We start from the raw sequence: 26,415 nt of genomic DNA, 5'->3' as shown, positions 1-26,415 counted from the left end.
AGAAATGGTGGCGATGGCGTGGCCGCATGGCCTGGCTCATCGTGCCTTGGTCGATGGCGTGGTCCATACGATCAGTACGGCCAGCAGCGGTATGGCGATGGCATAGACGTATTGCGTCAGCGTCACACCGATGCCGAACGGGAACCAGATGGTGGGCAGGCCGAGCGAGCCCAGTTCGCCGGCGTATTGCGAGACGAGGATGGCGGCGAGCGTGGCGATGGCCAGGCTGCGCATGGGACCATGGCGGATCATGCGCACGGCGATCACCGCGAACAGGGCGAGTACGCCGAGCCGGAAGATCTGCGTCATCGGGGTGATTTTCATCAGTGCGCCCGCGATGCCGACGAGAGTAAGCAGCAGGATCGCGCCATCGATGGCGCGCGACGCGCGCGCGTTCCAGCGGTTCCAGGCCAGCGCCCACGCGGCGAGGCTGAGTGGCATCCACAGCACCTTGGACAGCCATGCGTAAGTGGGCAGGCTCATCAGGTCGGTCCACGAGACGATCGCGTTGTCGAGGCGCTTCACTCCGGAAAGCGCGAGCGCGATGCAGGCGAATACGATGAAAGCCGGATGGCTGCTGCGCTTGCGGATCGCTAGCGCCAGACCGATCAGCGCGAACATCGCCAGCGGTTCGACCGCTTCGACGATGTAGCCGGCAATGCTGCGCCACCATTCCGCACGGTACAGCGCGTAGCTCTCGGGACGCGGCGCCAGCGTCGGCGCGACGTGGATGCCGCCGCTTTCGGCGCTGGCGTCGTTGCCCGGTTGCATGAAGGTGCGGATGGCGAGCACGCCCCGGGTGCCGGCGGCGTCGGCGGGTAGCGCGAAGATCAGCGGCCGTGTGCCGACCACCCTGGGCGATGCGCCGATCCGTCCCGATCCGCCCAGCAGCTTGCCGTTCCAGTACAGCTCGTAGCCATCCTCGACGAGAGTGGGGCCGACGATATCCCAGGCGCGATCGCCCGCCGGCACCGCCACCGTGCGCCGATACCAGGCATAGCCTTGATAGCCGGGGTGGCCGTGCGCCATCCAGCCGCGCACATAGTTGGGCAGGCCGACGTCGCCATCGATGCTGCTTGCCGGCGCGCTGAGATCCATGGTTTCCCAGGCGCTGTCGTCGACGCCGGCACCGGCCCAGCGGGGATCGTCGCCCGGATGGAATCGCCATGGGCCGCCGAGCAATGGCGAGGCGGCGCGCACCTCGGCAGGGTCGGCCCGGCCGCCGATGGCGATGACCGCCGTGGTGCCGATCAGTGCGAGCAGGCTGGCCATGACGATCCAGATCGCCAGCTTGCGGCGCAGCGCACCGGACGCTCCACGAGCGGTGGCGGTCTCGTTGGACGCGGTTGCGCTGCCCATCTGCACTCTCCGGATTGATTCCACGGCGGGCTACTGTCTAAACTAACTTTGACGGTAACGTCAAGTTCTTGCCGCCAGAGACAGCAGCGCTCCATGCCGATCGAAAACAGCATTCCGCAACCACGTCCGGTCACCACCGTCCGGCTGGACGGAGGGCGTCTGTGCCTGGACTTCGTCAATACCATCCACGACCGCTACGCCGTACCGGCCGAGGATTACATCGCCGATCCCGAGCGCTTTATCGAATGGTGCCGGCGTGCCGGCGCCATTCGCCCCGGAGAGAACATCGCCGCGCCTGCGGGCGCCGGGCCGCGCGCTGCCTTGATGCGCAAGCTGCGGCCGCTGCGCGATCACCTGCATGCGCTGCTGGCGGCGCGGATCGATGGCGTGGTGCCGGCGGACGAGGCAGTGCAGGGCGTCGACCGGTGGCTGCATCGCGCCTGGGCCAATCAGGTGCTCGGCGCCGATGGCAGGATGCATTGGCGCAGCGATGCCCGCGGCGTGCTGCTGCCGCTGCAGCGGATCGCGCTGGATGCCTTGGATATGCTCAACGGGCCGTCGGTGGCACAGCTGCGTCGTTGCGATAACACCGCCACCTGTGGCTGGCTGTTCTTCGATACCAGCAAGAACCAGCGCAGGCGCTGGTGTGCGATGGAAACCTGCGGCACGGAATTCAAGATGGGGCGGTATCGCCGGAGCTAGCCGGGCGCGATTCGCCACGCCGGTGTATCGGGAAGTTTTGCGATTTTGACCGGCACGCCACCCTGGTTATCGGGTCGACCATATAAGAGGCTTTTCGCGATTCGATTATTTCGGGATGGGGTTTTATCTCCCGCTCGATTATTCACGCTATTTGCACATACTTGCGTGATAGCGTCGCCGCCGCTTTTCGGGGAATCCAGGAACTTATTTTCATCGGCCAGGATCGGCCATTTTCTGCATTGCATCATGGCCGCCGGATCGTCCGGCGCCCATCTGGCATTTCCATTGGCTGGCCTGACTCTGGCTCTGCGCTGGCGTGTTTTCATCGTGCTTTTGCGGCGATCGGAGAAAAGTCCGATCGGCTGCGACTACCTGCTTTCCGCAAAACCCGGCAGGCGGGCAAATGAGACGGTCGGTGCACTGGGCCTGCGTTCGCTCGAATATCATCGAAATAGAGCCGACAACAGCATTTCAACAACAAGGAAATAGCCCATATGCGCATTAAACATAATCGCCTCGCTTATCTGCTGGCTTGCGGCGCGCTGTCGCTGGCTGCTGCGGGTGCTGCTTTCGCGGCGCCGGTCACCGGCACGGCCAAGGTCAAGCTGACGCACGTCTTCGCGACCCTGCAGAACGGACAGACCGATACGAAGCCGGAAGATATCGCCGCCTGCCGCAAGCAGGTCTCGTCGCCCAACTCCCGCTATCTGGGCATTACCGTCACCACGCGCTACTCGGTCGACCCGCAGTCGCTGATCATGAGTGCTTCGTCGATGCTGCCGTCGCCGGTGGCCACCAAGCCGGTGATGCTCACCATCAAGCTGGCGCCGCTGGGCATCGAAGGGCAGTACGCGTTCGGCGCGTTCCGTCCCACGGCGTTGCCCGATACCTATGTGCTGTACTCCATGGGCACGGACTTCAAGGGCGCGAAGTCCTCGATCCTGGTGCTCAATCAGGGCAAGGATTACAACTGCCTGGTCACCAGCGATCCGACGCCGTTCAACGGCGGCGTGAGCGCGAAGTTCGGGGCCGATCAGAAGTAAGCCTGATGGTTGGCGCGCCATGCCTGTGCATGGCGCGCCTTCAGCGCCGGATTACTGCGTGGTTACGACGTAGGTCAGGTTCACCGCCTGCCATTTTCCATGCACCCTGGCGAAGAGCGCGTTGTCCACCACCACGCGCTTGCCCATGCGATGGCTGAATCGCGCCCACGCCACATGGCCGCGCACGACCACACGGTCGATCGTCCGCACTACGCCTTGTGGAAACTCCTTGCGTGCCGCCGCTTCGTCGAAGCGGCCCACCCATTCGCCGATGGCCACCGCGACCAGCTCGCCGCGGGTGACGGAGTAGCTCAGTGCGCGAGGGTCGTACAGCGGCGCGAGGCGCTGGCCGTCCTGGCGATCCATGGCCTGGAACTGGGCTTCGATCAGCGCACGCACGGCCTGGACGTCAGGTGGATTTTCCGTCGCGGCGGTGCCGGCGGGCTCGCTCGCGTAAACCTTTCCCACGATGCGCCAGCGGCCCTGCACTTTGAGCAGGGATAGAAAATCGCGGAACTGATGGTCTTCAAAAACGCTCAGCGTTTCCGCGCTCGCGGCGTCGCCATGTACTTCAAGCCATTCGATGCTGCGCTTCTGCGCGGGCTTCACCGATGAAGCCTCGGCAAGCCTCGCCGCCCATCGCGCCAGATCCAGCCCGGTCAACGAGCCGTCCGGCTTAACGCTGTACATCACCAGGCTGGGTTGGAACGCCTGATAAAGCAGATCCGGACGTCTCTGGTCATTGGCGCGGAAATAATCGTCGACGGCGCCGCGGATCGCGGCTTCATCAGCGGATGGATTCGAAACCGCAGCGGCGGAAGAGCTGGCGACTGCCGCCCAGATAAAAAGCGAGACAAGGGACTGCATGAAGAGGCTCCGTGGCAATGCGGGGCAGTCTGCATTCGCCACGGCGCGCGGGTAAGTCGAATCTTTTTCGCGGATGGCCAAACAAATTTTGTGGCCGCGGCGGCACGTGCCTCACATCGTCCGACAAATAGGAAATTCTCCTATCGCAGCGCAACTTGCCTCGATCCAAGTAAATATGAACTATCCGTTCGCGAGTGAACATCCACGGCGCCAGCGGCTTCGCCCATCGGCGGCCCGGCAGGGAAAAAAAAGTAGCGGTACGCATGACCGGTCACGCCCACGCGGGCGTGATCGGCGCAGCTCTTGATTGCATGTCGTCAGGTCGCCCGCGGAGCGGGCGCAGCTCAGGGGAATGATCGTGCCGCGCTGTCGGCACCCGCATCGAGGGAAAACGAGATGGTCGTCAATCGCATGCCTGAAGTCCGTCGCTCCAAGCAAAGCGCCACGCACCGGCGCCTGCCATATCGCTATAGCCTGCTGGCGGTAGCCGCCGCCATGCTCTGGGTATCGTCCGCATCCTCGGCCTCAGCGGCCGACGTCAATCTCGCGCTCAATCATCTGGCCACGGGCTCGACTCCGTGCGGCAGTACCGAAGGTCCGCAGCGCGCGGTGAACGGCAGCACCAACCTCGGCAACTACGACAAGTTCTGCACGCAGGCCTCCAGCCGCTGGCTGCAGGTGGACCTGGGTGCGCTGGTTACCGTCGACAGCTTCACCATCGCCCATGCGGGGGCCGGCGGCGAATCGAGTACTTACAACACCAAGGCCTTCAATATCCAGCTGTCGCAGGATGGCCAGAACTGGTTCACTGTGGTCACGGTGAGCAACAACACCGCCAATACCAGTACGCATACGATCACGCCGTCCACCGCGCGCTACGCCAGGCTCAATATCACCACGCCGACGCAGACCACCGATACGGCCGCGCGCATCTACGAATTCCAGGTCAACGGCAATGGCGCGCAACCGGGCGGATCGATCGCGGTGTTCGATCGCATTCCGATGTACGGCATCTACACCAGCACCGACCCGGCCGGCTATACGCCGCCATCCGGCGTATTGATGTGGAACCGCGGCACCGAATTCGCGCGCAAGCTGAGCGATACGGAGAAGGCACTGATCGGCGACGACCTGCGCGCGCGGGTGACCTATCACGCGCAGTGCGACAACTACGACCGCATCGGCACCGTGTTCTATATCAGCATGCCCAAGGGCCAGGCGCCGGTCGCCACCACGCCGCGGATCACCCTGCAGGATTTCATCACGCCCTTCAGCGATTACTGGCGCGGCACCAAGGCCACCTATGTCTATAACGATGGCGACCTGTCTTCGTATGCCGACGCCATGTCGGATCCGGACCGCGATATCTGGGTGGGCATCGGCAGCGGCTCCAATCCGTATGGCGGCGACCCCTGCGATTCGCATAGCGGGCTGAGCACGGATTTCAAGGCGGTGGGCTTCACCTATTCGCTGGACCTGGTGTCGTCGCAGGTGCAGACGGTGCTGGACCGCCATATCGACACCATGCTGTCCGGCTCCAACCAGACCACGAACCAGGTCAATGCCAGCACCACCACGCAGAGCGTCGCGCACAAGAGCGGCGACGTGGCCCTGGTGATCGGCGCTTACGGCTCGTCCAGCGGCGGCGAGGAATACTCGAACACCACGGTCACCGTTTCCGTCAACGGCACCCAGGTCGGCAGCCTCAATACCGCGGTGAACTGCTCGGATCTGGCGCAGTACAGCCCCGATGGCAATCCGGGCATCTTCCAGAACAACACCAGCAGCAATCCGCGCAACTGGTGCCCGGGCGGGATTATCGCCACGCATTATTTCCCGCTAAGCAATCTGACGGCGGGACAGAATGTGTCGGTGTCGCTGGGGATCGGGCGCAAGTCGCCATACACCAGCGATTCGTATTACCGCACCAGCCTCAGCCTGATCGAGCATTGATCCGCTGAATAAGCGCCGGCCCGTGCGATGCGGGCCGGCGCGCTGAGTGCAGGGCCAGCCTGCTTCCGGCCATCAAGCTCCCACGCGTTCGAACACCACGCCCGCCGCTTGCAGATCGCCGCGGATTTTCAGCTCGATACCCTGGTTCATCCAATACGCGCCGCTGGCTTCGGCCGGCGTGCCTTCCACGGTTTCGCCGTGGATCAGGCGATAGCGATAGCGCGCCTTCGGATCCAGCCCGCGCAGGCGCAGGGCAGGGTAGGCCTCCGCTTCATGGCCTTGCCGCTGGAATGCGAACAGCACGGCTTGGCGGCCGTCGGCCGCCACCGACGCAGTGGCCGAGCGCGGCGAGTCGTCGCGCGGCGACAGCAGGCGGTACAGCAGGCCGCGCTGCACGGTGGCGCGGATACGCTTGTATTCGGCCACGTAGCGCTGCGCGGTGGCGTTTTCTTCCGGCGTCCATTCGAGGATATTCGCGCCGATGCCCAATCCGCCCTGCATCGATGACAGGAAGCGGAAGTCCAGCGAGCTGTTGCGCTGGTTCACCCAATTCGGCGAGCCGGTGACCCAGGCCATCATCACGCCGGGTGCATAGGCGTAGGTAAACCCGTCCTGGATCGACAGGCGGTCGGATGGGTCGGTGTTGTCCGACGGCCACACCTCGTCGGTCAGGCCCATGATGCCCAGGTCCACGCGCGCACCGCCGCCGGAGCAGGATTCGATTTCCACGCCGGGGTGCCGCGCGCGCAGGCGGCGGATGATGTCGTACAGGTTGTCGACGAAGGCGACATAGACCTTCTGCTGTTCCTCGGGCGCCACTTCCGGCCAGCCCGGCTCGGTCCAGTTGCGGTTGTAATCCCATTTGAGGAACTGGATGTCGTTTTCCGACAGCAGGCGATCGAGCACGCCGTAGACGTAGTCGGCCACGTCCTTGCGCGCCAGGTTGAGCACGAGCTGGTTGCGGCCTTCGCTGCGCGGGCGGCCGTCGAAATGCAGGGCCCAGTCCGGATGCGCGCGATACAGATCGCTGTCGGGGTTGATCATCTCCGGCTCCACCCACAGGCCGAAGCTCATGCCCAGGCCGTGCACCTTGCCGATCAGCGGCGTGAGGCCATGCGGAAACTTGTCGCGGTTGACGGTCCAGTCGCCCAGGCCGGCATGATCGCTGTTGCGCGCGCCGAACCAGCCGTCGTCGATCACGAAGCGTTCCACGCCGAGTTTGGCCGCAGCCTCGGCCAGTTTTTCCTGGCCGGCTTCGTCGACCTTGAACTCGGTGGCTTCCCAGGAGTTGTAAAGCACCGGCCGCAGCTTGGTGTCGGCGCGTGCGGGCAGTACCGAATCGATCTCGAAGCGGTGCATGAGCCGCGACGCTTCGCCGATACCGCCGGCCGTATAGCCGGCGTAGAACACCGGCGTCTGCAGTGATTGCCCGGGCGCCAGCCGATAAGCGAAGTCGAACGGATTGAAGCCGCCGGTGATACGCACCTGGTGCAGCACGTCCTGGTCGATGCGCATGCGCCAGGAGCCGCTCCAGCCGAGGGCGCCGAACCATACCTCGCCATGCTCTTCGTTCCACTGCCCGCCGCGCTCGATGGCGAACCACGGGTTGTTCTGGTCGCCGGTGCTGCCGCGGCGGCTGCCGATCTCGATGGCGCCCGGCACGATCGCGCGGGTCTGCAGGCGCCACTCGCGCGCCCAGGCGCCGGTGAGGTAGCGGAGCGAATAGTTGTCGCCGGCGGGCAGGTTCCAGCTTGCTGCCGATGCCTCGTCGACGGTCATGGCTTGCGCGGTATGGTTCTCGATGCGTGCGGAGCGGCCGATGATGCCCGTGGCTGGATCGGCGGTGTAGCGCAGTGTCACCGATACGTCGAGGCGGATATCGCGCAACTCCACTTCCAGTGCGTCGCCATCGATGCGATGGCTGGCGTAGTGCAGCACCAGGTCGCGGTTGCCATCGGCGAAATGCGCCTTGAGATCCGGCTGGATGGTGATGCGTCCGCCCCAGCCGGCGTATTCCTGCGGCGAGGTGCTGCCGGGTGAATCGAACGAAGCATGGCCAGGAGAAACGCGGGCCGGACCCAGTGGATCGTTGGCGGCGAGCCGCGAGCCCCAGTAGACCGTCTGCAGCATGCCGTCGGGGTCGACGCCGAAGGCGTAGGTGACTTGTGCCGCGTCAATGCGGAACAGCTTATGTGGGGCGTCGTAACGGATCGTCGGCGCGGTGTTTGCCGCCTTTGCCGCAGCGGGTGCGGCTGCGCCCAACAGCAAACCCAGCACCAGCGCCACGCTGTACGCCTTGCACATGGAATATCGCATCACCCGCCGTTCCCCGATTCGAGCCGAAGCGGGATGCAAGCATATTGTATGATAATTCTCAAGGCACTCCGCAGCACGCAAGCCCTGGAGTGCATTTGCATCCCGTCTACTTGTATGACAATTTACCGCGCGCCTCATCCGCGGAAGCGATGCCTCATGCATAGTGATTTCTCGACGCCGGGAGCGCAGCCCGAGCACGCCATCGCCGCACCCACCCGCTATCTGTGGCTGATCTGCCTGGTGGCGGCGCTCGGCGGCCTGCTGTTCGGCTACGACTGGGTGGTGATCGGTGGCGCCAAGCCGTTCTACGAGGCTTACTTCGGCGTGCACGATCCGGCGATGTCGGGATGGCTGATGAGTTCGGCCCTGGTCGGCTGCATTGCCGGCGCGATGTGCGCGGGCATGCTGGCCGACCGCCATGGCCGGCGTCCTGCCTTGATCGTGGCCTCGATCCTGTTCGTGGCCAGCGCGATCGGCGCCGCCATGGCGAACAGTGCATTCGCGTTCGCAGCGTTCCGCATCGTCGGCGGCATGGGCATCGGCCTGGCCTCGGGGCTGTCGCCGATGTACATCGCCGAAGTGAGTCCGGCGGCGAGCCGCGGCCGCCTGGTGGCGGTCAATCAGCTGACCATCGTGATCGGCGTGCTGCTCGCGCAGATGGTGAATCTGTGGATCGCGCGCCCGGTACCGCCGCAGATGGATGCCGCGGCGCTGCTGCAGTCGTGGAACGTGCAGCACGGCTGGCGCTGGATGTTCCTGTCCGGCGGCGTGCCCGCGGTGCTGTTCCTGCTGCTCGCGCTGACCATCCCCGAATCGCCGCGCTGGCTGAGCCGCCGCGGCCGCGACGCGCAGGCCGCATCGGTGCTGGAGCGCATCGGTGGTGCGGATTACGCACGCGACGTGCTGGCTGCGATTCGCGCGGCACACGATCATCGCAAGGTGGGTGGCGGCCGTGCCTCGCTGTGGGCGCCGGAACTGCGGCCGATCCTGGTGATCGGCGTGGTGCTGGCGGTGTTCCAGCAATGGTGCGGCATCAATGTGATCTTCAACTATGCGCAGGATATTTTCGCGTCGGCCGGCTTCGACGTGAACGATGCGCTGAAATCCATCGTCGCTACCGGCGCGGTGAACCTGGTGTTCACCGTGCTTGCCTTGCAGCTGGTCGACAGTTGGGGACGCCGCCGGCTGATGCTGGTTGGCGCGGGCGCGCTGGCGGTGATCTACGCGCTGATCGGCGGCACCTACGCCGCGCATGTGATGGGCTTGCCGGTGCTGCTGCTCGTGCTCGCGGCGATCGCGGTGTACGCGACCACGCTGGCGCCGGTGACCTGGGTCCTGCTGGCTGAGATCTTCCCGGACCGCATCCGCGCACAAGCCGTCTCGCTGGGCGTGTTCTCGCTGTGGACGGCCTGTTTCGTGCTGACCTACACCTTTCCCTGGCTCAATGCGCGCCTTGGGGCCGCGGGCAGTTTCTGGACCTATGGGCTGATCTGCGCGGCCGGCTTCGTATTTATTCTGCGGCGCGTGCCGGAAACCTCCGGCGTGGCGCTGGAGGCGATGGAGGCGCGATTGACGGGGCGCGGCGATTGAGCGGGTGCACGCTCAGTCGTGATAGATCTGGCTGCGTCCGCCATCGATCAGCAGGTCGGTGGCGTTGATGAAGCGGGCTTCGTCGCCGGCAAGGAACAGCGCCGCGTACGCGACCTCCTCCGGCCGGCCGATGCGCTTGCACGGCAGCAGTTCGGCCTGGCGGCGGCGCTCCGCTTCCGGATAGGCGCAGGACTGGAAATAGCGCTCGGCCGCGGGCGTCATGATCAGGCCCGGCGAAATCGAGTTCACGCGGATGCCGCGCGCGGCGTACTCGATGCCCAGTGAACGGGTCAGCCCGATCAAGCCGTGCTTGGCGACGGGGTAGGGGAAGGCGCCAGGGATGATCTTGTGTCCGTGAACGGAAGCGATATTGACGATGTGTCCATAGCCTGCTGCGAGCATCGACGGCAGTGCCGCGCGAATGCAGTGCCACGCACCCGCGAGGTTGGTATCGAGGCAGCGGCGCCAGTCCTGTTCGGTGGTGTGCAAAGGATCGCCGAAGACATTCACGCCGGCGCAGTTGATCAGGATGTCCAGTCCGCCCAAGGCGTCGAGCGCCCGGGCGAACGCGGCGTCCACTTGTTCTGATGAAGCGACGTCCGCGCCCACCGCGATCACGTGGCGCCCGGTGGCCTGCGCCAACTGCTCGCCAACCGCCCGGGCGGGGGCGGCGGTGAGGTCCAGCAGGGCGAGATCCGCGCCTTCGCGCGCGAACAGCTCGGCAATGGCGCTGCCGATGCCGCTGCCCGCGCCGGTGATCAGGGCACGCTTGCCGTGCAGGCGCGGCACGCCGGTCGCGGTGAAATCGTGGGCGGTGGCGTTCATGGATGGCGGCCTCATGGCATCAAGGGGAACGGCGTGGCAGCGGCGGCCAGCGGGCGCACGCGGAAGGCGAAATGCCGAGCCAGCCGTTCGCCTGGCGCCAACCGTGTCATGCCGTTGGCGAATGCGCCACCCGGGCGATGCACGGCGTCGATGGCATGGTCTACCGGCTCGAAACAAAAGAAGCCGGCAGCTGCCGGCGTGTAGAGAATGAAGGCATCCACGTCGGCAGCGATGTCCAGCGCCAGGCCCAGCCCTGGCCATTCGATTGTCCCATCGCCATCCCAGCCGACGAAGCAGTGGTTGAGTTCCGCTGGCGGCAACTCGCGGCTGTCGCGGAAATCCCAGGCGGGCGGCACCGCCGCGCGTTCGGTCGGGATGGGCGAATGGCCATCGTTGAGCCAGACCTGAGTCGCCGCGGCGCGCAGGCGCACGTCGCCGTGATGCAGGAAGAACGGATGCAGACCCAGTCCGAACGGCAATGCCGCCCCGCCGGTGTTGCGCACGGCCAGCGCCACGCGGAGAGTGTCGCCGCGCAGCGTATAGCGCTGCTGCGCTTCGTAGGCATAGGCGCCTGGTGTCGCGTCTTCCAGTGCAAGCAGCATGTCTTCCGGCGTCTGCCGTTCGATCCGCCACGCGCGCTGCCAGCCGGTGCCATGGATCGGCCAGGCGTCGTCATCGCGATTCCGCGGCAGCGCGATGCGCACGCCTTCCATCTCGAAACCGCCGTGATCGATGCGGTTGCTCCACGGCACCAGTGGATAGCAGGCCAGGCGGTTCGGCTCGAACGGCGTCGCCGGCATGGTGGGCGGCCGCAGCGGGCGCAGCAGCGGAATCCTGCTGCCGGCCATGCATGCGTCCAGATAAGCCATGCCGCCGCCGAACGATGGGCAGATACCTGCCGCCAGCGCCGTGCCGTTCAATTCGATCATGTCGTGTCTCTATGCGGCGGCTGGCGTGTAAGTCGCCAGTGCGTTGGTTATTTTGTATGATTATTAAATCAAGTTCCACGCATTGGAGGCTTTGCGATAAAGTTTCTTGTGTGACAATTAGCTCGACAGCCGCGCAGAGGCGCACCCCATGACCAAACGTTCCGCTCCGTCCCCGCGGATCCCGCTGCGCCGCCCCTCGGCCTCCATTACTTCCTCGCGCAGCCTGTATGGCCATGTAGTCCACGAACTCGGCCGGCGCATTATCGAAGGCGGCATCAAACCGGGTGAGCTGCTGCCGCGCGAGGAACTGCTGGCGGAAGAGCTGCGGGTAAGCCGCACCGCGCTGCGCGAGGGAATGAAAGTTCTGTCCGCGAAAGGGCTGGTGGAATCGCGGCCCAAGGTCGGCACCCGCGTGCGCGATGCGCGCGCCTGGCATCAGCTCGATGCCGACATCCTGGCCTGGCGCTGCGAATTGATGCCGACCGAGGACTTCGTGCGCAAGCTGGCCGATATGCGCGAGGTGATCGAACCGTCGGCCGCTGCCGCCGCCGCGAAATACCGCACGTACGAGCAGTTGCAGTCCATCGAGCAAGCCTATGCGGCGATGGAAGCGGCCGTCGACCTGGATGAGTGGACGGATGCCGACCTGGCCTTCCATGAGGCAGTGCTGAGCGCCACCAATAACGAGCTGATGGTGTCGCTGTTCTCGGTGATCGAGAGCGCGCTCGCCACGTTCTTCGCGCTGTCCGCGCGCACCGCCAGGAACTTCAAGGACGCACTGCCGCTGCACGGCGAAGTGCTGGATGCGATCCGCCGCAGCGAGCCCGATGCGGCCCGCCGCGCGATGCTGGCCATGGTCGAGGAATCGCGCACCAATATGCAGAAGGCCAGTTCGGCCCGCGGCTGATGCAGGAGCCGTGCGGCCGATGATCCCGGCGGCCGGGTTTTCATATTGCCCTCATTGTAAAGCGCTATTCGCGTTGCTAGCCTCGCCGGCATGGAGATCAGCACGAAGTTCGATCGCTCGCGCCGCGGCCGCCGCCTTACCCTGACGGAGCAGGTGCTGGAGCAATTGGGGCAGGCGATCGTGGCCGGGAAATTCGACGCCGGCAGCTTCCCCACGGAAGCCGAAATCTCGCAGCTGTTCCAGACCAGCCGCAGCGTCACGCGCGAAGCCGTGAAAATGCTCACCGCCAAGGGCATGCTGCAGGCCAGGCCGCGCAGCGGCATTACCGCGCAGCCGCCGGAGCGCTGGAGCCTGCTCGATCCGGACGTCCTGCGCTGGATGCTCGAGAAAAAGTTTTCGCACGATCTGCTGCGCCATTTCACCGAGATGCGCCTGGGCCTGGAGCCGGAGGCTGCCGCGCTCGCGGCCAGGCATGCCACGCCGGCTGCCTTGAAAGCCATCGAGCAGGGATTGCAGCGCATGGTGGATGCGGGGCAGGGCAAGGACGACCACCTGGAGGCCGACGTCGCCTTCCATGTGGCCGTGCTGTACGCGACGGACAATCCGTTCTATGCGCAGCTGGACGAGTTGATTACCACGGCGCTGAAAATATCCATCCGCGTCACCAATCGCATCAAGGGGCACACGGCGAGTATTCCGGCGCACCGGCGTGTATTCGACGCCATCAAGGACCGCGACGAAGCGCGCGCCAGCGCGGCGATGAAAGCCATCATCGCGGAGGCCGGCTCGCTGATTGCGCACGAGGTCGACGCGCAGAAGAAGGCGCGCGGCAGGCACCCTGGCGCCGCTGCGAAGCGCGCTCGATAAGTCACTGGCAAGACCCATAAAAGAAAACGCCAGCATCGCGCTGGCGTTTTCGTCGTGCAGATACTCGGAGCGGCAGGTCAGAACGTGCCGCGCACACCCACCGTGTACACCGTGCCATCCGCTTCGGCATAGAGGAACCGGTTCGAATAGACCGAGTAGTCGTAAAGGTGCTGATGGGTCAGGTTGGTGCCCGACAGGAACACCGACAGATGCTTGTTGAGCTCATAGCTCGCGCTCAGGTCCAGCTGGCCATACGAGGTGCGGGTCGCCGGCTGCGCGCCCGAACCATAGGAGATGCTCTCCAGATACGAGCCGCGCCAGTTGTAGGCCAGGCGCACCTGCACGGGGCCCTTTTCATAATACGTACTGAAGTTGGCCGAATTGCCGATGCCGGGCACGGCGAACCTGCCCGAGGTCGCGATCACACCCGGACTCAGCGAGGTGCTGCTGGAAACGTGGGTGTAGTTGAAAGCCACGCCCAGGCCGTCGAACGGATCCGGCAATACGTGGGTGAACTGGTAATTGACGGTGAGCTCTTCGCCATAGATGTTCGACGAATTCAGGTTGATCGGCTGGGTGAGCGACCAGATAAAGGGCTGCCCCGTATTCTGGTTGGTCAGGTACGGCACCGGCGTGCTCACCAGCGTGCTGAAGTTGCTGACCTTCTTGTAGAAGCCTTCCAGCGCGATATAGCTGGCGTCATCGATATACCACTCCAGGCCCATGTCGAAGTTGCGCGAGGTGTAGGGCTGGAGCTGCGGGTTGCCTTGCGAGATGGTCAGCGAGTTCGGCCGCGTGCCGAAGCTCTTGTTGTAGTAAAGATTGCTGAGCTCAGGCGGGGTCAGCGTCTTGGAGGCGGAGAAGCGGTAGACCAGGTTGTCGAGCAGGCTGAGCTTGAAGTTCAGCGACGGCAGCCACTTGTGATAGCCGCCCTTGGCCGACTGCGGCGCCAGCGGCCCGTAGGTGACCTGGCCGTTGCTGGTGTCGTTCGGGTCCACGTAATAGCTGATCGGCGGCTGGTTGACTGCCGTCGAAGTGGAATTGATGTCGAGGTAGCGCACGCCGACATCCAGCGCCCAGGGCTTCTCCCACATCGAGCCTTCGAACACCGCCTTGGCGAAGAACGACTTCGCGTTCTCGGTCACCTTGTTGTAGCTGCCCGGATTGGGGGCGGCATTGAAGGTGCCGCCATTGGCGGCCAGGCCGGCCAGCAGCGCGGCGCGCTTGGCGGGGTCGGTGATCTGGTTGTAGGCCGCCGGCGTGGCGAGCCAGGCCAGATAGGCGCGCGGGTCGTACTGGATCCACTGCGACGGCATGCCCGGCGAGGAAACGCCATGGATCTTGTCGGGCGCCGTATAGATATAAGCGCCCACCGCATCGGCCGGAACGTTGACGACATAGCCGCAATAGGCATTGCACAGGATGCCGTTCGGCGTGCCCCAGCTGATCGACTTCACCGAATTGTTGGTGACCTGGCCGCCGAACTCCAGCTGGGAGAGCACGCCGTCCTTGAAGCTCTTGCTCAGCTTGAGCTCGTAGTTATTGACCTGGTTGGTGACGTTGTTCCCGGCGCCCGCATTGCAGCAGTGGGCGCTCAAGGTGCCCATGTTGGTGGTGGAAAGAATGTTCGAATACGTCGGCGGCTGGCTGTCGCCGTTGTTGGTCCAGGTCGGATTGGTGCCGAAATTCTTGGTGCCGATCACCAGGAAGTAGCCATTCGGGCTTTGCTTGTTCCAGGCCTTGGAATTGGAGATATCGAGACTGAGCTTGGTCGACTCGTCAAAATCGAAACCGAGATTGAGGCCGTTCTGCGTGCTCTTTTCGTAGCTCGGGTTGTACGACATGACGTAGTCGTTCGCCATGACGTTCGGGCCGGAGCTGTTGCGCACGAAATTGAGCGCGGTGCCGTTGCCGTCGGTGGTGATCGACTTGATGTCGCCGGTATTGCCGTATTCGCCGAACTCGTGCTCCAGCGGGTCGACCTTGTAGCTGGAATACAGCGTGTCGAACTGCACCGTCAGCTGGTCGATCGGCTTCCAGTCGATGGCGCCGCTGAGGCCCTTGCGCGTGCGCGTTTCGTCGATGACGTTGCTGGCCAGCGTTTCCGGCACCGCGACGTGGGTGTCGTTGGCCCCGGTCGACGTGGAGATGTCCTGATTGACGTACCAGGAGCTGGCCTGGGTATTGAGCTGGGTGTCCTTGCGCTTGTAGTACGTGGCCGAGGCGACCCAGCCGAAGGTGTGGTCGGCATTGGTCCAGCCGAACACGCCCGACGCCTTGGGCGTGGTCTTGCCCTCCCAGTCGCCGGTCAGGTTGCTGTTGACGCCAGCGGCGCTCCAGGCGCCATGGAAACCGTGGAAATCCAGCGGGCGTGCGGTCTGGATATTGACCACGCCGCCGATGTCCAGCTCCGGAATATCCGCCGACGAGGTCTTGTTGACCTGGGCGACGCTGATGATTTCCGAAGGCAGCACGTCGAAATTGAAGGCGCGCGAACCAGAGGCGGTGGCCATCGGGCGGTTGTTGATCGTCACGGCCACGAACTCGGGGCCGAAGCCGCGCACGGCGATCTGGCTGGATTCGCCGCCGCTGCGATTGACCGATACGCCGGGCACGCGCTGCAGCGCGTCGGCCACGTTGGGATCGGGGAACTTGCCGGTTTCCTCCGCCGAGATGGAGTCGACGACATTGACCGCATCCTGCTTGATAGCCTGGGCGCGGCGGATCGCGGCTAGCTGGCCGGTGACGCTGACCGTGCCGAGCTGGGTGACGCTCTTCTTGCCGTCCGCGGGGGCGGCATCCGTGCCCTGCTGGGCCTGCGCCGGTGCGGGTGCCGCGGTGCCGGCAGGAGGTGCGGCGTCTTGCGCATGAACCGCGAATGCGGTGGCCAGGCAGGCGATGCCGGAAAGGGCGAACAAGGCTTGATGGATCGAGCTGGTCAGGATGTGTCGCTGCATTCCCTATCCCCAATAAGTAGATGAGTTGCTGGAGCGAGTGGTTTGCCGAGCCTGATTGCGCGTGATGCAGGGCGCGCCGCCATGACCGCGGCATTGCTCAAAACGGGGGCAGCGACGTGCACACCGGTTATCGATCGATCGGTTTCGTGCGTAAAAATCCGGCCCCAGAATCTTATTATCTTACAATAAGATTTATGGCGACTCTCCGGCAGGCGCGCCGCGAGATCAAGCTGCGATGCAGCATTGCTTGCGCGATGAGTTCAAGGCGAATCCGGCGTCACGCTGATCGACTCGCCGGCGCGCAGCGAAATCTCGCGGACGCGCGTGCCGATTTTCAGCTGCGTCCTTGTGCCCCCGACGCTGCGCACCGTGGCGTGAGTGACGGCGCCATCTTTCCAGCGCATGTCCACGACGAATCCATGGCGTGCACCGATGCCGGTGACTTCGCCCGCTGCCGACCATGCACGGGGCAGGGCAGGCAGCAACTCGATCCTGCCGGGGCGGGAATACAGCAGCATTTCGAGCATCGCCGTTGGCGTGCCGAAATTCGCGTCGATCTGAAAAATGTTCTTGTGCGGCGCCAGCTGGTAGATGTCGAACAGGTTCATCGCCGTGCCGTTCCCGCGGATCTGCCAGGGCGCCAGATTGTCGATCACCAGCTGATAAGCGCGTTCGGCATCTTTCAGGCGCGCCCAGCAGATGGCGCGCCAGGCGCAGGCCCAGCCGTAGCTGGTCATGCCGCGCGCATCGAGCAGGCGGGTCACTCCCTCGATCAAGGCGGGCGGACTCTCGTCCACGGTGATGCGATCGCCAGGAAAGAAACCGGCCAGCGGCGAAAGGTGGCGATGCCCGGGTTCGCCGAGACTATGCGGCGACATCCATTCTTCCAGCCAGCCATTCTCGCTGCTGACCTCGGGCAGATAAAGCTTTGCCTGCAAGCCGCCGATCGCTGCGCTGTACCGCGCATCCCTGTCGAGAATGGCGGCGGCTTCCCGATAGCTGGCGAACAGATCCCAGACCAGTTCCTGGGCATAGCTGATGCCTTTCGCATCCTTTGGCCCATGCTCCGGCGACCAGTCGCAGTCGTCGATCAATACCTCGCGCTCTTTCCCGGTGGCGGGATCGGGGATGCGCACGGTGAGCAGGCGTGCCTTCCAGAACTCACATGCGCCTTTGAGCAAGGGATAGATGCGGACCAGATAATCTCGCCGCAGCGTGTACTGATAGTGCTGCCACAGGCTGTTGCACAGCCAGGCGCTGCCGGCGGGATGCCACCACCAGCCGTTACCGCCGAAAATATTGGTGGATATGGCCACCGTCCATCCGGCCAGCTTGCCCGAGCTATTGCGGAAGCCGTTGCGCGGATCGTTGAAGTGCTGCCGGGTTATCGCACTCCACGATTCGTACTGCGACAGGCAATAGTTCGCCAGCGCATCGAAGCAGCCGGGCAGGCCGGCGCGATCGGGCAGCCAGTAGTTCATCTGGATATTGATGTCGTTGTGATAGTCGCTCATCCATTCGGGCGCGTTGTCGCTCAGCCATAGCCCCTGCAGGCTGGTGGGCAAGCGGTCGCGCGAGCCTGCGATGGTCAGATAGCGGCCGAATTGCAGGTACGCCGCTTCCAGTTCGGGGTCCGGAGCGGCGCCAGGTTTCGCGCGTGCCTGCAGCCGCGTCCAGGTGTCCGATGCGCGCTGAGCTGGCGTCGATGCGCCGAGGTCGACCTGCATGGTGCCGTACAGGGCGGCATAGTCGGCAATGTGCCTGTGCAGAAGAGCATCCGCCGTCTGCGAACCTGCCGCCTCGATGTTCTGCCTCACCCACGCCAGGCAGTCGATCGAGCTGTCGAGATAGCCTTTCGCGGCATCCGGCGTGTAATTGGTGCCTCCGCAATACAGGATGGTCAACGCATCGCAGCCGGCAAAATGCAGGGCGCCGTTTTCAGCCGATAATGAACCGGACGAGGCGATAGCTTTGACGCTGGCGGCATAAGCCAGGCCGTTGCGGAGCGTGCCGCTGAAATGGCTGCTTGCCCTCTCCGGCGACAACTGCGTGGCTTCACCATGCGTGCCCTGCAGACGGATGGCGCCCGACCAGGTGCCGCCACCGCTTTGCGAGAGGCGCACGGCGATGACGTCGTCCGGATGGCTGGCAAATATCTCGCGCAGATAGCGGATGCCGTCCTTGCGGTACGAAATCCGCAGATAGCCATTGGCGAGATCCAGTTCGCGCCGGTAGTCGCCAATGCCTGACAGTCCGTGATCGCGCACTTCGATAACGAGCTTGGACAGCATGGTGAAGCTGCCGAAGTTCTCCGCCTCGTAGGGGAATTGCCCCTCCGCATCGAGCGTGCCGTTCGATCCGCCCAGCCACATGGAGCTGTCGGTGAGGTACAGGAAGTCCCGTGCCGGGTCGCCGCCGACGAGCGCGCCCATGCGTCCATTGCCGATCGGAGTTCCCTCCTGAATGACGTTCTGTTCGGACGCGGGAGCGCCGTACCACAGCGTGGGGCCATGAAGCGAAGGCGTGCGCATGCGTCGTGGCTTGCCCGCCGAACTCACCGCGGTGGCCATGCCCGGCGCGCTCAATAGGGACAGCAGCGTGGCCATCGTGCCGCTCATCTTCAGGAAACGCCGGCGAGCCGCCTGCTCTGGGGCCGGATGCTGCGGATCGATATCGAGCTCGATGGTCATGAGTGATCGCGTCCCATGTCTCTGGTCATCCGTCCCCGCGTCATCGGGTTTGCGATGACGGCCCGTGTTTCAATCATCCGCCCTTGACGCCGGCGGCGAAGCGGGCATAGGTTATATTATATGACAATTGCCCGGATCCAGGGCTTTGCGGCTTGTTTCAGCGTTTGCACCGATGACGGCGCCGCCATCCGTCAGCCCTCATCGGTGGTGCTTGGCTGTTGATCGGCTCCAGAGAGTGCAGGGCATGCCTGGAAGGCGAGCTGCCGGCGCGCCTTCTATCCATGAGTACACCTAACTGTCCGCCCGGGCATGGCTTGCGCCTGCCCGTCAGGCGCGGCTGTCCTCCAACCCATGAAGGGAGCGTCGCCAGTTCATGAATACCTTTGTCTCCAACGGTACGAAGCATTCGCGATCCGGCCAGGCAACAACGGCAGATCGCCAGCAGGGACGCGGCCTGCTGTCGCTGTGGTCGCGCAGTGCGATTGCATTGGGCATGTTTGCCATGGCGGCCGGCGTCGGCGCGCAAGTCAACGGCGTGGCGCAGCGCCCCTATCTCGGCTGGAGCAGTTTCAGCCAGCAGACGCTCGACCCCAATTTTCTTACCCAGGCCAATGTCGTCATCCAATCCGACGCATTGCTCAGCTCAGGGCTGCAGGCGCACGGCTACAACTACATCAATATGGATTCGGGCTGGCATGGCGGCTTCGATGCGAACGGCAGGCCCACTCCCGATCCCGTCTTGTTTCCCGACATCAAGGCGCTGATCGACCATATCCACCAGAACGGGCAGAAAGCCGGCATTTACTGGATACCCGGTGTCGAGGAGCCCGCGGTCACGGCCAACGCTCCCATTCTCGGCACGCCTCATCACATCCAGGACATCCTCACGGTGCCATACACCGCCGGCAACGCCTTCGGCGGCCCCGGCACCTCGCCTTACCATTACAAGATCGATTTCACCAAGCCCGGCGCGCAGGCCTATATCGATTCCGTGGTTGCGCTGTTCGCTTCGTGGGGCGTCGATTTCATCAAGCTCGATGCGGTGACGCCAGGCTCGTACAGCGACGATCTGCATATCGACAACCGCGCCGATGTCGCCGCCTGGTCCAAGGCGATTGCGAACAGCGGCCGCCCCATGTGGCTGACGGTTTCCTGGGAAATCGACCAGGATTACCTCGGCGTATGGCAGCAGTTTTCCAACGCGCGCCGCATCGACGACGACGTGGAGTGCGAAAGCCGCTGCGCCACGCTGACGGACTGGTCGCGCATCTACAAGCGCTTCCGCGATCTGCCCGGCTGGCAGCATGCGGGCGGCCCCGCGCTGGGCTGGAACGACCTGGACTCGCTCGATATCGGCGATGGCGAACTCGATGGCCTGTCGCATGCCGAAAAGCGCTCTGCCATGACCTTGTGGGCCATGGCCAATGCGCCGATCTATCTCGGCGGCGACCTGACCCGGATCGATGCGTTCGGCAAGCAGCTGGCCACGGCGGATGAAGTGCTCGCCGTCGACCAGTCCGGCAAGCCGGCTACGCAGGTGCTCGGCGGCGACCTGCCCGTATGGATTTCCGATCTCGGCGATGGCAACTATTACGTCGCTTTGTTCAATATGAATGCGACGCCGGCGGTGGTCACCTTGCCGTGGCGGCAAATCGGGCTCGATGGCGTGCGGCAGGTGCGCGACCTGTGGGCCAGGGCCGAGCTTGGCGCACCCGCGGGCGCATTTTCCACCGTGCTGGACGGACATGGCGTGCGGTTGCTGAAAGTCTCGGCGCGGGTCGGCCATGCGCCGCCCACGCCCTCCACCAGTTACGCGGCCACATCGGCCACGCTCGCGGGCAGTGCGTCCGTGGCCGATTGTTCCGGCTGCTCCAACGGTAAAAAGGTCGGTGGTCTGGGCCTGGGCACGAACAACACGGTGACGTTCCAGAATGTCTATGTGCGCAAGGCAGGCATTTACCTGATGCAGGTCGATTCGATGACCTTCGCCCTGCGCTCCTATCTGTACACGGTTAACGGCGGCGCGTACCAGACGCTCAACTCCGGTGGCGGCAGCTTTTCCATTCCCTCCAGCACCACGCTGCCGGTTTGCCTGAAGGCGGGATACAACAGCATCCAGTTCGGCAACCCCACCAGCTATGCGCCCGACCTGGACCGTATCGTCATCAGCGGATCCGGCGACGCCGTGCTGCCGCAGGCAAGCACGTACGAAGCCGAGCAGGCCAGCCTGGGCGGAACGGTCACCGCGGGTTTCAGCAATTATGCGTCGGGCTTGTCCAAGGCCGGCAATGTCGGCCATGGGCCGGCCAATACGGTGACGTTCTCGAACGTCACCGTTCCCGCGGCAGGGAATTACCAGCTGGAAATCGATTATGCGACCAACGGGCCGCGCGGGCTGACGGTTACGGTCAATAACGCCGCGCCGGTTTCATTGACCGTGGATGGAAGCACGTTCGACGACCCGCGGCCGACGCTGCTTCGGGTGGCGTTGAAGGCCGGAACCAACACCATCCAGCTGGGCAATCCCACCGGCTACGGTCCGGATCTCGACCGCATCGTGGTGGCTCCGCTGATCGGCGCCGGTTTATCGGATGCCGCGGTGAGCCGCATGTGCCCGCGCTGATCGCTGATCGCGGACCGCATGACCATGGGCGAGGGCAGGCGCTATGGCGCAGGCCCTCGCCGCGTGTGCCTGGCGCATCTTCGATTATCCGGCGGGGCCGGAATGAATCCGCCTCAATCGAGTTTCCGCGGATCGATCACGACATGCCTGATCCGCTGCCGCTTCCAGGTATAGACGATATGAACAAGCCCATCGGCGGTTTGAATGACCGCCGGATAGGAGAACTCGGCGCCCGGCGTGTTTTCCAGGTCGAGCAGCTTGCGCCAACGCTCGCCGTCATCGGAAACCGCCACCGACAGCTGGCCGCGGCCATCCCACCACTGCGCGCCGTGCAAGGTGGGGTTGTAGACAATCAGCGAGCGCCCGTCGGCGAGAACCACCGCGTCGATGCCCGAGTTGGGATTGGGCAAGTCCAGCAGGCGCATCGGCGACCAGCTGCGGCCGCCGTCGCGGGACCGGGTGCTGAAGATCCTGTCCTGCTTGCTGCGCCCGATGGCCTGCAGCTCGCCGCCGCGATGCACCAGCAGCGCCGGCTGGATCGCTTCGATGGGTTGCGTGCCCATCGGGGGCGTGACGATGCGCCAGGTGGCGCCGTCGTCGGTGGAGCGCTCGAAATGCACAGTCCAATGATCGCCCTCCGTACTGGACGGGCTGACGATGGTGCCGTCGGCCAGTTGCACCGGCTTGTTCTTGATCGGCCCCAGCACGCCTTCGGGAAGCCGGCGTGGCGCCGACCAATGGACGCCGTCGTCGCGGGAAGTCTTGAGCATGCCCCACCAGTGCTGCGGGTCGGGACCCACCTTGTAGAACAGCATCAGCGTGCCGGTGCTGCTGCGGAACAGCACCGGATTCCAGCTTGGAAGGCGCGTTCCATCCGCCTGCACGCCATCGGCGACTTCAGCCGGCGCGGACCATCGCCCGGCTCGCTGCCGCGCCATCCAGATGCCTACGCCCGGGTCGCGCTCCTGCTTGCCGCCGAACCATGCGGCGATCAGCCCGGCGGGTGTCTCCACGATGGTCGCCGCATGGCTTTGCGGCGTCGCCTGGCCGGCCCCGGCGAATTCGATCTTGCGAATGGCTGCAGGCGCGTCGGCGCATGCCGCCGGCGCAGCTCCCGCAAGCAGCAAGGCCACGATGCAGGTCAAGGCCAAGCCGGCTCGTACAACGCGCTTGCTTTCCATCAGTAGCTCGATTCGGGCATGCACAGAACATCGAGTTTCGCATGCTCCCGGGCCGGAGCGCATCACGCTTGCGGCGCTTTCGCCGCCGGGGCCCATGCCGCGGGAAATGCCTGGGCGCGACAAGCGGCATGGAACGACAGCACGTCGGTGCGAACCAGCCCGTGCACGCGAAACGAATCGCGCTCCAGCATATCGTCCAGCTCGCTGCGGCTTTCGCAGTGCGCCAGGATCGCTCCGCCATCGCCGGTTTCCAGCGGACCGGCCGCGATGATGCGCCCGGCCCGCGCGTGTTCGATCAGCCAATCCCGGTGCGTGCCGAGATGCGCCTGGATGTCTTGCTGAGCACGCAGATAAGTAAGTGTGACGACATAAAGCATGGTGGACTCCTCAGGCGGCCGCGGCGGGATCGAACGTCAGGCCGATCGCTTCATGCGCGGCCTGCAGCGCGGCTGCGCGGATCTCGCCGCCCCTGGTAAGGCGCTCGGCACGCACGATGCGCACGTCGCCGACGCCCATGAAACCGAACATGGCCTGCAGGTATGCCTCCTGGAAATCCATGGCGGCCGCGGGGCCTTCGGAATACATGCCGCCGCGCGTGGAGGCGACCAGGACCGTCTTGCCGCTGGCGAGTCCCACGGGCCCATGCTCCGTGTACTTGAACGTGCGGCCCGGCTGTGTCACGCGATCGATCCACGCTTTCAGCTGGGTAGCCACCGAAAAGTTGTACATCGGCGCGCCGATGACGATCAGCTCGCTGGCGACGAATTCGCTCACCAGCGTTTCCGAGCGCGCGTGCTCGGCGAGCGTGGCGGCATCGAAGCGGTCGATGCCGGAGGGACGGAATCCCGCCGCCGTGGCGCCATCCAGATGCGGGATGCGCTCCTCCACCAGGTCCCTGTAGACCACGCGGGCCAAGGGATGCCGGCGCTGGATCGCCGCGACCAGCGCGGCGCTGAGAGTGCGCGAAGCGGATGCGTCGCCCAGGATGCTCGAATCGAGATGAAGTACTTGCATGGCGTTCTCCGGCTCAGGTGTGGCGTAAAGCTAATGGCCGGCGCCGTGCTCCATTAGTAGGGCAAATCGGTAAGCTTCGTTCCACGGGTGGAACGCCCTGGCGCAACCGTCATGGAGCACGTGGTGGAAGATCTGAATGACCTGGTCCTGTTTGCCGCCGTCGTCACGCATGGCGGCTTCTCCGGTGCGGCAAGAGCGCTGGGCATGCCCAAGTCGAGCCTGAGCCGCCGCGTGGCGGAGCTGGAACGCCGCCTGGGAGTCAGGCTGCTGCAGCGCTCGACCCGTGCCGTCGGGGTGACCGAGGTGGGCGCGGCGTTCCATGCCCAATGCGAAGCGGTGACGCAAGCCGCGCGCGCCGCCATGGAAGTGGCCGAGCGGGCGGGCGAGAAGCCGTCGGGTCGCTTGCGCGTCAGCTGTCCCGTCGGCGTGGCGCATCTTTTTCTTGCGCCGGTCCTCGGCGAATTTCTTCGCGCCCATCCGGACGTGCGCCTGGAACTGGACCTGACCAATCGGCGGGTCGATGTGATCGGCGAAGGCTACGACGTCGCGCTGCGCATCCGTACGGCGATGGACGATTCCAGCCTGGTCGTGCGCACGTTCGGCCTGAGCGAACAGGTCCTCGCGGCCAGTCCGTCCTTCGTGCGCGAGCGAGGCCCCTTTGCTTCCGCCGCCGCGCTGCAGGGCGTGGCCGGAGTGGGGCCGGGAGGCGCGGGAGCGGAGCGTCCGCGCTGGCGCATGGCGGCGCCGGACGGCGCCACGATCGAGATCGAGTATGCGCCGGCGCTGGTGACTGACGACGTCCATCTGCTGCAGCAGGCGGCCATGGCCGGCATCGGCGTGGCGCAGCTGCCGTTCAATCTTTGCGGCGAAGCGATCGCGGATGGACGGCTGATTCAGCTGCTGCCCGGCCATCGCATCGCCGCGCACCAGTTGCATGCCGTGTTCCCGTCGCGGCGCGGCATGGTGCCCGCCGTCCGGTCGTTTATCGAATTCCTCGCAACCGAGCTTCCGCGCATGACGGCGCGCGCGAACGAACACTTTCGGCAGATGGCCGGCAACGCGGATCGCGGCTGATCCGCGCGGGCGGCCGGGCGAGGCTGCGCGCTGCCGGGCCCGTGTCAGTCGCGGTGCAGCCGGCGCAGGGCAAACAAGGCGCTGCTATGTGCGGGCAGTTCGATATCCAGCTTGCCCGCGGTGTCGGCGCGCCGGCCGCTCCATAGCTCGCGCCCCTCATACCGCCCCGGCTCCAGCCCCAGTTCGTGCCAGTCCGCATGCAGCGCAAAAGGCCGCTCGCCCAGGTTGAACACGGCCAGATAGCGCTCGCCATCGCGGCCTTCGGCCACCCATGCGCGCAGCGATTGCAGGCGCGCGGGCAGAGGTTCGACCGGACGATTGCCGTGGCTGTCCTGATCGATCGCAATCACGTCCTTGTTGGTGAGCAACGCCCGCGTCGCCTCGTCCAGCCTGGTGAGGTTGGCGCCCAGGATGAGCGGCGAACGCGCCATGGCGAGCAGGCCCAGCAACGTGCGCTGTTCGTCCAGGCTCAGGCGCGAGCGGCGCGCCTCGCCCCAGCCCGGATGCGGGGCGAGCATGCCGAACGGCAGCATGTCGGCATCGGGCCAGCGGCCGTCGCCGGCGTGGCCGGCCCAGGCCGGCAGGCGCTCGAAGACGTCGCGCACGCCCATGGGAAAATCGTCCTGCGGGCGCTTGTGGGTGAACGACCAGCCATCCCAGACGTCGTTGGAAATGCGCCACATCTGTCCGTACTGGCGGATTTCCGCCGCATGCGCCAGCTGGGTGGGGCCGGGCGACAGGCTGAGCACGATCGGCCGGCCGGCTTTGCGGATGGCCGATGCGATCTGGCGGATCTCGCTGATCTTGTATGGGTGGTCGGCAATGCAGTCGACCTTGAGGAAATCCACGCCCCAGCCCGCATACAAGGCCAGCATGGAATCGTAGTAGGCCTGTCCGGCGGCGTTGTCCCGCACGCCGTAATTGCTGTCGTCCCAGGGGCAGGTATCCGCGGTGTCGGCGGCGTCGCCGGCGTGGAAAGCGGAGCCGGCGATGGGCAGCTGGTCCGCCACCGCCTGTTTCGGCATGCCGCGCACGATGTGGATGCCGAACTTCAGGCCTTGCGCATGCACCCAGTCCGCCAGCGGCTTGAAGCCCTGTCCATCGGCGGCGGAAGGGAAACGATTGAGCGCGGGAACCAGCAGGCCATGGGCATCCAGCGCGTAGTCGCGGTTCTGCAGGGTGTTGCCGAAGGGGCGGCGCATGTACCAGCCCTGGTCGATCACCGCATAGGTCCAGCCGTGGGCGCGCAGCCCGGCGAGCACGCTCGCATTGGCTTTGAAATCCGCTTCGTCGATGGTCAGGCCGTAAGAGTCCCAGCTGTTCCAGCCCATGGGCGGGGCGGGGCTGACCTCCTGTGCCGCCAGGGTGCCCGATAGCGCAAGCGAGAAAATCAGCAGCGCGGCTCGCATGGTGTGATGCATGAGGGGTGCTCCCGCCGTCCATTCGGCATCTCCCCATGAAACGCCACACGGGCTCGCGCTGCATTACGCAAAACCGCAGTTGCGGTTATGAAATCCG

At 65.0% G+C, this 26,415-nt stretch carries 20 protein-coding genes; 8 read left to right on the top strand and 12 right to left on the bottom strand.

The genetic code is table 11. From position 1 onward, the window contains the following. Positions 1–36: 36 nt before the first annotated feature. A complete protein-coding gene (locus ISN75_RS11330) occupies positions 37–1,359 on the bottom strand; it encodes a glycoside hydrolase family 2 (RefSeq protein ID WP_343822010.1) in 1,323 nt (440 codons plus the stop codon). Positions 1,360–1,452: 93 nt separating this feature from the next. Here ISN75_RS11330 and ISN75_RS11325 point away from each other — a divergent pair, with 93 nt between their 5' ends. Further along, the gene (locus tag ISN75_RS11325) at positions 1,453–2,061 is read left to right on the top strand and encodes a CGNR zinc finger domain-containing protein (RefSeq protein ID WP_343822012.1); all 609 of its coding nucleotides are present in this window, start codon (positions 1,453–1,455) and stop codon (positions 2,059–2,061) included. On the opposite strand, the gene ISN75_RS11320 is transcribed toward ISN75_RS11325, so the two are convergent. After that, positions 2,058–2,387 carry a hypothetical protein gene (locus ISN75_RS11320; RefSeq protein WP_343822014.1) on the bottom strand — a complete coding sequence of 110 codons (330 nt, stop codon included), beginning with the start codon at positions 2,385–2,387 and terminating at the stop codon, positions 2,058–2,060. The two genes, ISN75_RS11325 and ISN75_RS11320, sit on opposite strands and share 4 nt — an antisense overlap. A 168-nt stretch (positions 2,388–2,555) precedes the next feature. On the opposite strand from ISN75_RS11320, the gene ISN75_RS11315 reads away from it, so the two are divergent. Further along, complete coding sequence (locus ISN75_RS11315; protein WP_243868237.1) at positions 2,556–3,104, top strand: hypothetical protein; 549 nt, start codon at positions 2,556–2,558, stop codon at positions 3,102–3,104. A 51-nt stretch (positions 3,105–3,155) separates the two neighbouring features. Here the strand turns inward: ISN75_RS11315 and ISN75_RS11310 are convergent, their stop codons facing one another. Continuing rightward, positions 3,156–3,971 (bottom strand): nuclear transport factor 2 family protein, encoded by an 816-nt coding sequence (locus tag ISN75_RS11310; protein ID WP_343822016.1) that lies wholly within the window; start codon positions 3,969–3,971, stop codon positions 3,156–3,158. 411 nt (positions 3,972–4,382) lie between these two features. On the opposite strand from ISN75_RS11310, the gene ISN75_RS11305 reads away from it, so the two are divergent. Next, positions 4,383–5,924 carry a discoidin domain-containing protein gene (locus ISN75_RS11305; RefSeq protein WP_343822019.1) on the top strand — a complete coding sequence of 514 codons (1,542 nt, stop codon included), beginning with the start codon at positions 4,383–4,385 and terminating at the stop codon, positions 5,922–5,924. A 72-nt stretch (positions 5,925–5,996) separates the two neighbouring features. On the opposite strand, the gene ISN75_RS11300 is transcribed toward ISN75_RS11305, so the two are convergent. Continuing rightward, positions 5,997–8,240, bottom strand: a complete 2,244-nt coding sequence (locus tag ISN75_RS11300) for an alpha-galactosidase (RefSeq protein WP_343822022.1) — start codon at positions 8,238–8,240, stop codon at positions 5,997–5,999. Positions 8,241–8,396: 156 nt separating this feature from the next. Between ISN75_RS11300 and ISN75_RS11295 the strand changes: the two genes are divergently transcribed. Further along, the gene (locus ISN75_RS11295; RefSeq protein WP_343822024.1) at positions 8,397–9,830 is read left to right on the top strand and encodes a sugar porter family MFS transporter; all 1,434 of its coding nucleotides are present in this window, start codon (positions 8,397–8,399) and stop codon (positions 9,828–9,830) included. A gap of 12 nt (positions 9,831–9,842) precedes the next feature. On the opposite strand, the gene ISN75_RS11290 is transcribed toward ISN75_RS11295, so the two are convergent. Both ISN75_RS11290 and ISN75_RS11285 read right to left on the bottom strand, forming a co-directional pair. After that, positions 9,843–10,655 (bottom strand): SDR family oxidoreductase, encoded by an 813-nt coding sequence (locus ISN75_RS11290; protein ID WP_343822027.1) that lies wholly within the window; start codon positions 10,653–10,655, stop codon positions 9,843–9,845. Between the two features lie 11 nt (positions 10,656–10,666). Further along, complete coding sequence (locus ISN75_RS11285; protein WP_343822029.1) at positions 10,667–11,584, bottom strand: aldose 1-epimerase; 918 nt, start codon at positions 11,582–11,584, stop codon at positions 10,667–10,669. Between the two features lie 148 nt (positions 11,585–11,732). Between ISN75_RS11285 and ISN75_RS11280 the strand changes: the two genes are divergently transcribed. Both ISN75_RS11280 and ISN75_RS11275 read left to right on the top strand, forming a co-directional pair. Continuing rightward, complete coding sequence (locus tag ISN75_RS11280) at positions 11,733–12,491, top strand: FadR/GntR family transcriptional regulator (protein WP_167258190.1); 759 nt, start codon at positions 11,733–11,735, stop codon at positions 12,489–12,491. 90 nt (positions 12,492–12,581) lie between these two features. Continuing rightward, a complete protein-coding gene (locus tag ISN75_RS11275; protein WP_343822034.1) occupies positions 12,582–13,358 on the top strand; it encodes a FadR/GntR family transcriptional regulator in 777 nt (258 codons plus the stop codon). A 77-nt stretch (positions 13,359–13,435) separates the two neighbouring features. Here the strand turns inward: ISN75_RS11275 and ISN75_RS11270 are convergent, their stop codons facing one another. Both ISN75_RS11270 and ISN75_RS11265 read right to left on the bottom strand, forming a co-directional pair. Continuing rightward, positions 13,436–16,315 carry a TonB-dependent receptor gene (locus tag ISN75_RS11270; protein ID WP_343822037.1) on the bottom strand — a complete coding sequence of 960 codons (2,880 nt, stop codon included), beginning with the start codon at positions 16,313–16,315 and terminating at the stop codon, positions 13,436–13,438. 260 nt (positions 16,316–16,575) lie between these two features. Beyond that, positions 16,576–19,005, bottom strand: a complete 2,430-nt coding sequence (locus tag ISN75_RS11265; RefSeq protein WP_343822040.1) for a glycosyl hydrolase family 95 catalytic domain-containing protein — start codon at positions 19,003–19,005, stop codon at positions 16,576–16,578. Positions 19,006–19,378: 373 nt separating this feature from the next. Between ISN75_RS11265 and ISN75_RS11260 the strand changes: the two genes are divergently transcribed. Then, complete coding sequence (locus ISN75_RS11260; protein WP_343822042.1) at positions 19,379–21,628, top strand: alpha-galactosidase D; 2,250 nt, start codon at positions 19,379–19,381, stop codon at positions 21,626–21,628. 113 nt (positions 21,629–21,741) lie between these two features. Here ISN75_RS11260 and ISN75_RS11255 read toward each other — a convergent pair whose 3' ends face one another. The 3 genes from ISN75_RS11255 to ISN75_RS11245 form a co-directional block, all read right to left on the bottom strand. Further along, entirely contained in the window at positions 21,742–22,809 is a 1,068-nt protein-coding gene (locus ISN75_RS11255; protein ID WP_423385171.1) for a sialidase family protein, read from the bottom strand. A gap of 62 nt (positions 22,810–22,871) precedes the next feature. After that, positions 22,872–23,186, bottom strand: a complete 315-nt coding sequence (locus ISN75_RS11250) for a YciI family protein (protein WP_343822046.1) — start codon at positions 23,184–23,186, stop codon at positions 22,872–22,874. Positions 23,187–23,196: 10 nt separating this feature from the next. Then, the gene (locus tag ISN75_RS11245; protein WP_423385160.1) at positions 23,197–23,823 is read right to left on the bottom strand and encodes an FMN-dependent NADH-azoreductase; all 627 of its coding nucleotides are present in this window, start codon (positions 23,821–23,823) and stop codon (positions 23,197–23,199) included. A gap of 123 nt (positions 23,824–23,946) precedes the next feature. On the opposite strand from ISN75_RS11245, the gene ISN75_RS11240 reads away from it, so the two are divergent. After that, a complete protein-coding gene (locus tag ISN75_RS11240) occupies positions 23,947–24,897 on the top strand; it encodes a LysR substrate-binding domain-containing protein (RefSeq protein ID WP_423385159.1) in 951 nt (316 codons plus the stop codon). A gap of 44 nt (positions 24,898–24,941) precedes the next feature. On the opposite strand, the gene ISN75_RS11235 is transcribed toward ISN75_RS11240, so the two are convergent. Further along, entirely contained in the window at positions 24,942–26,318 is a 1,377-nt protein-coding gene (locus ISN75_RS11235; RefSeq protein ID WP_343821453.1) for a glycoside hydrolase family 27 protein, read from the bottom strand. Positions 26,319–26,415 lie beyond the last annotated feature (97 nt).

Origin of the sequence: Dyella marensis (genome assembly GCF_049532885.1) — a bacterium.
Lineage (GTDB): Bacteria > Pseudomonadota > Gammaproteobacteria > Xanthomonadales > Rhodanobacteraceae > Dyella_D > Dyella_D marensis.
The sequence above is the reverse complement of the archived record's forward strand: the minus strand, read 5'-3'. Positions and strand labels throughout refer to the sequence as shown.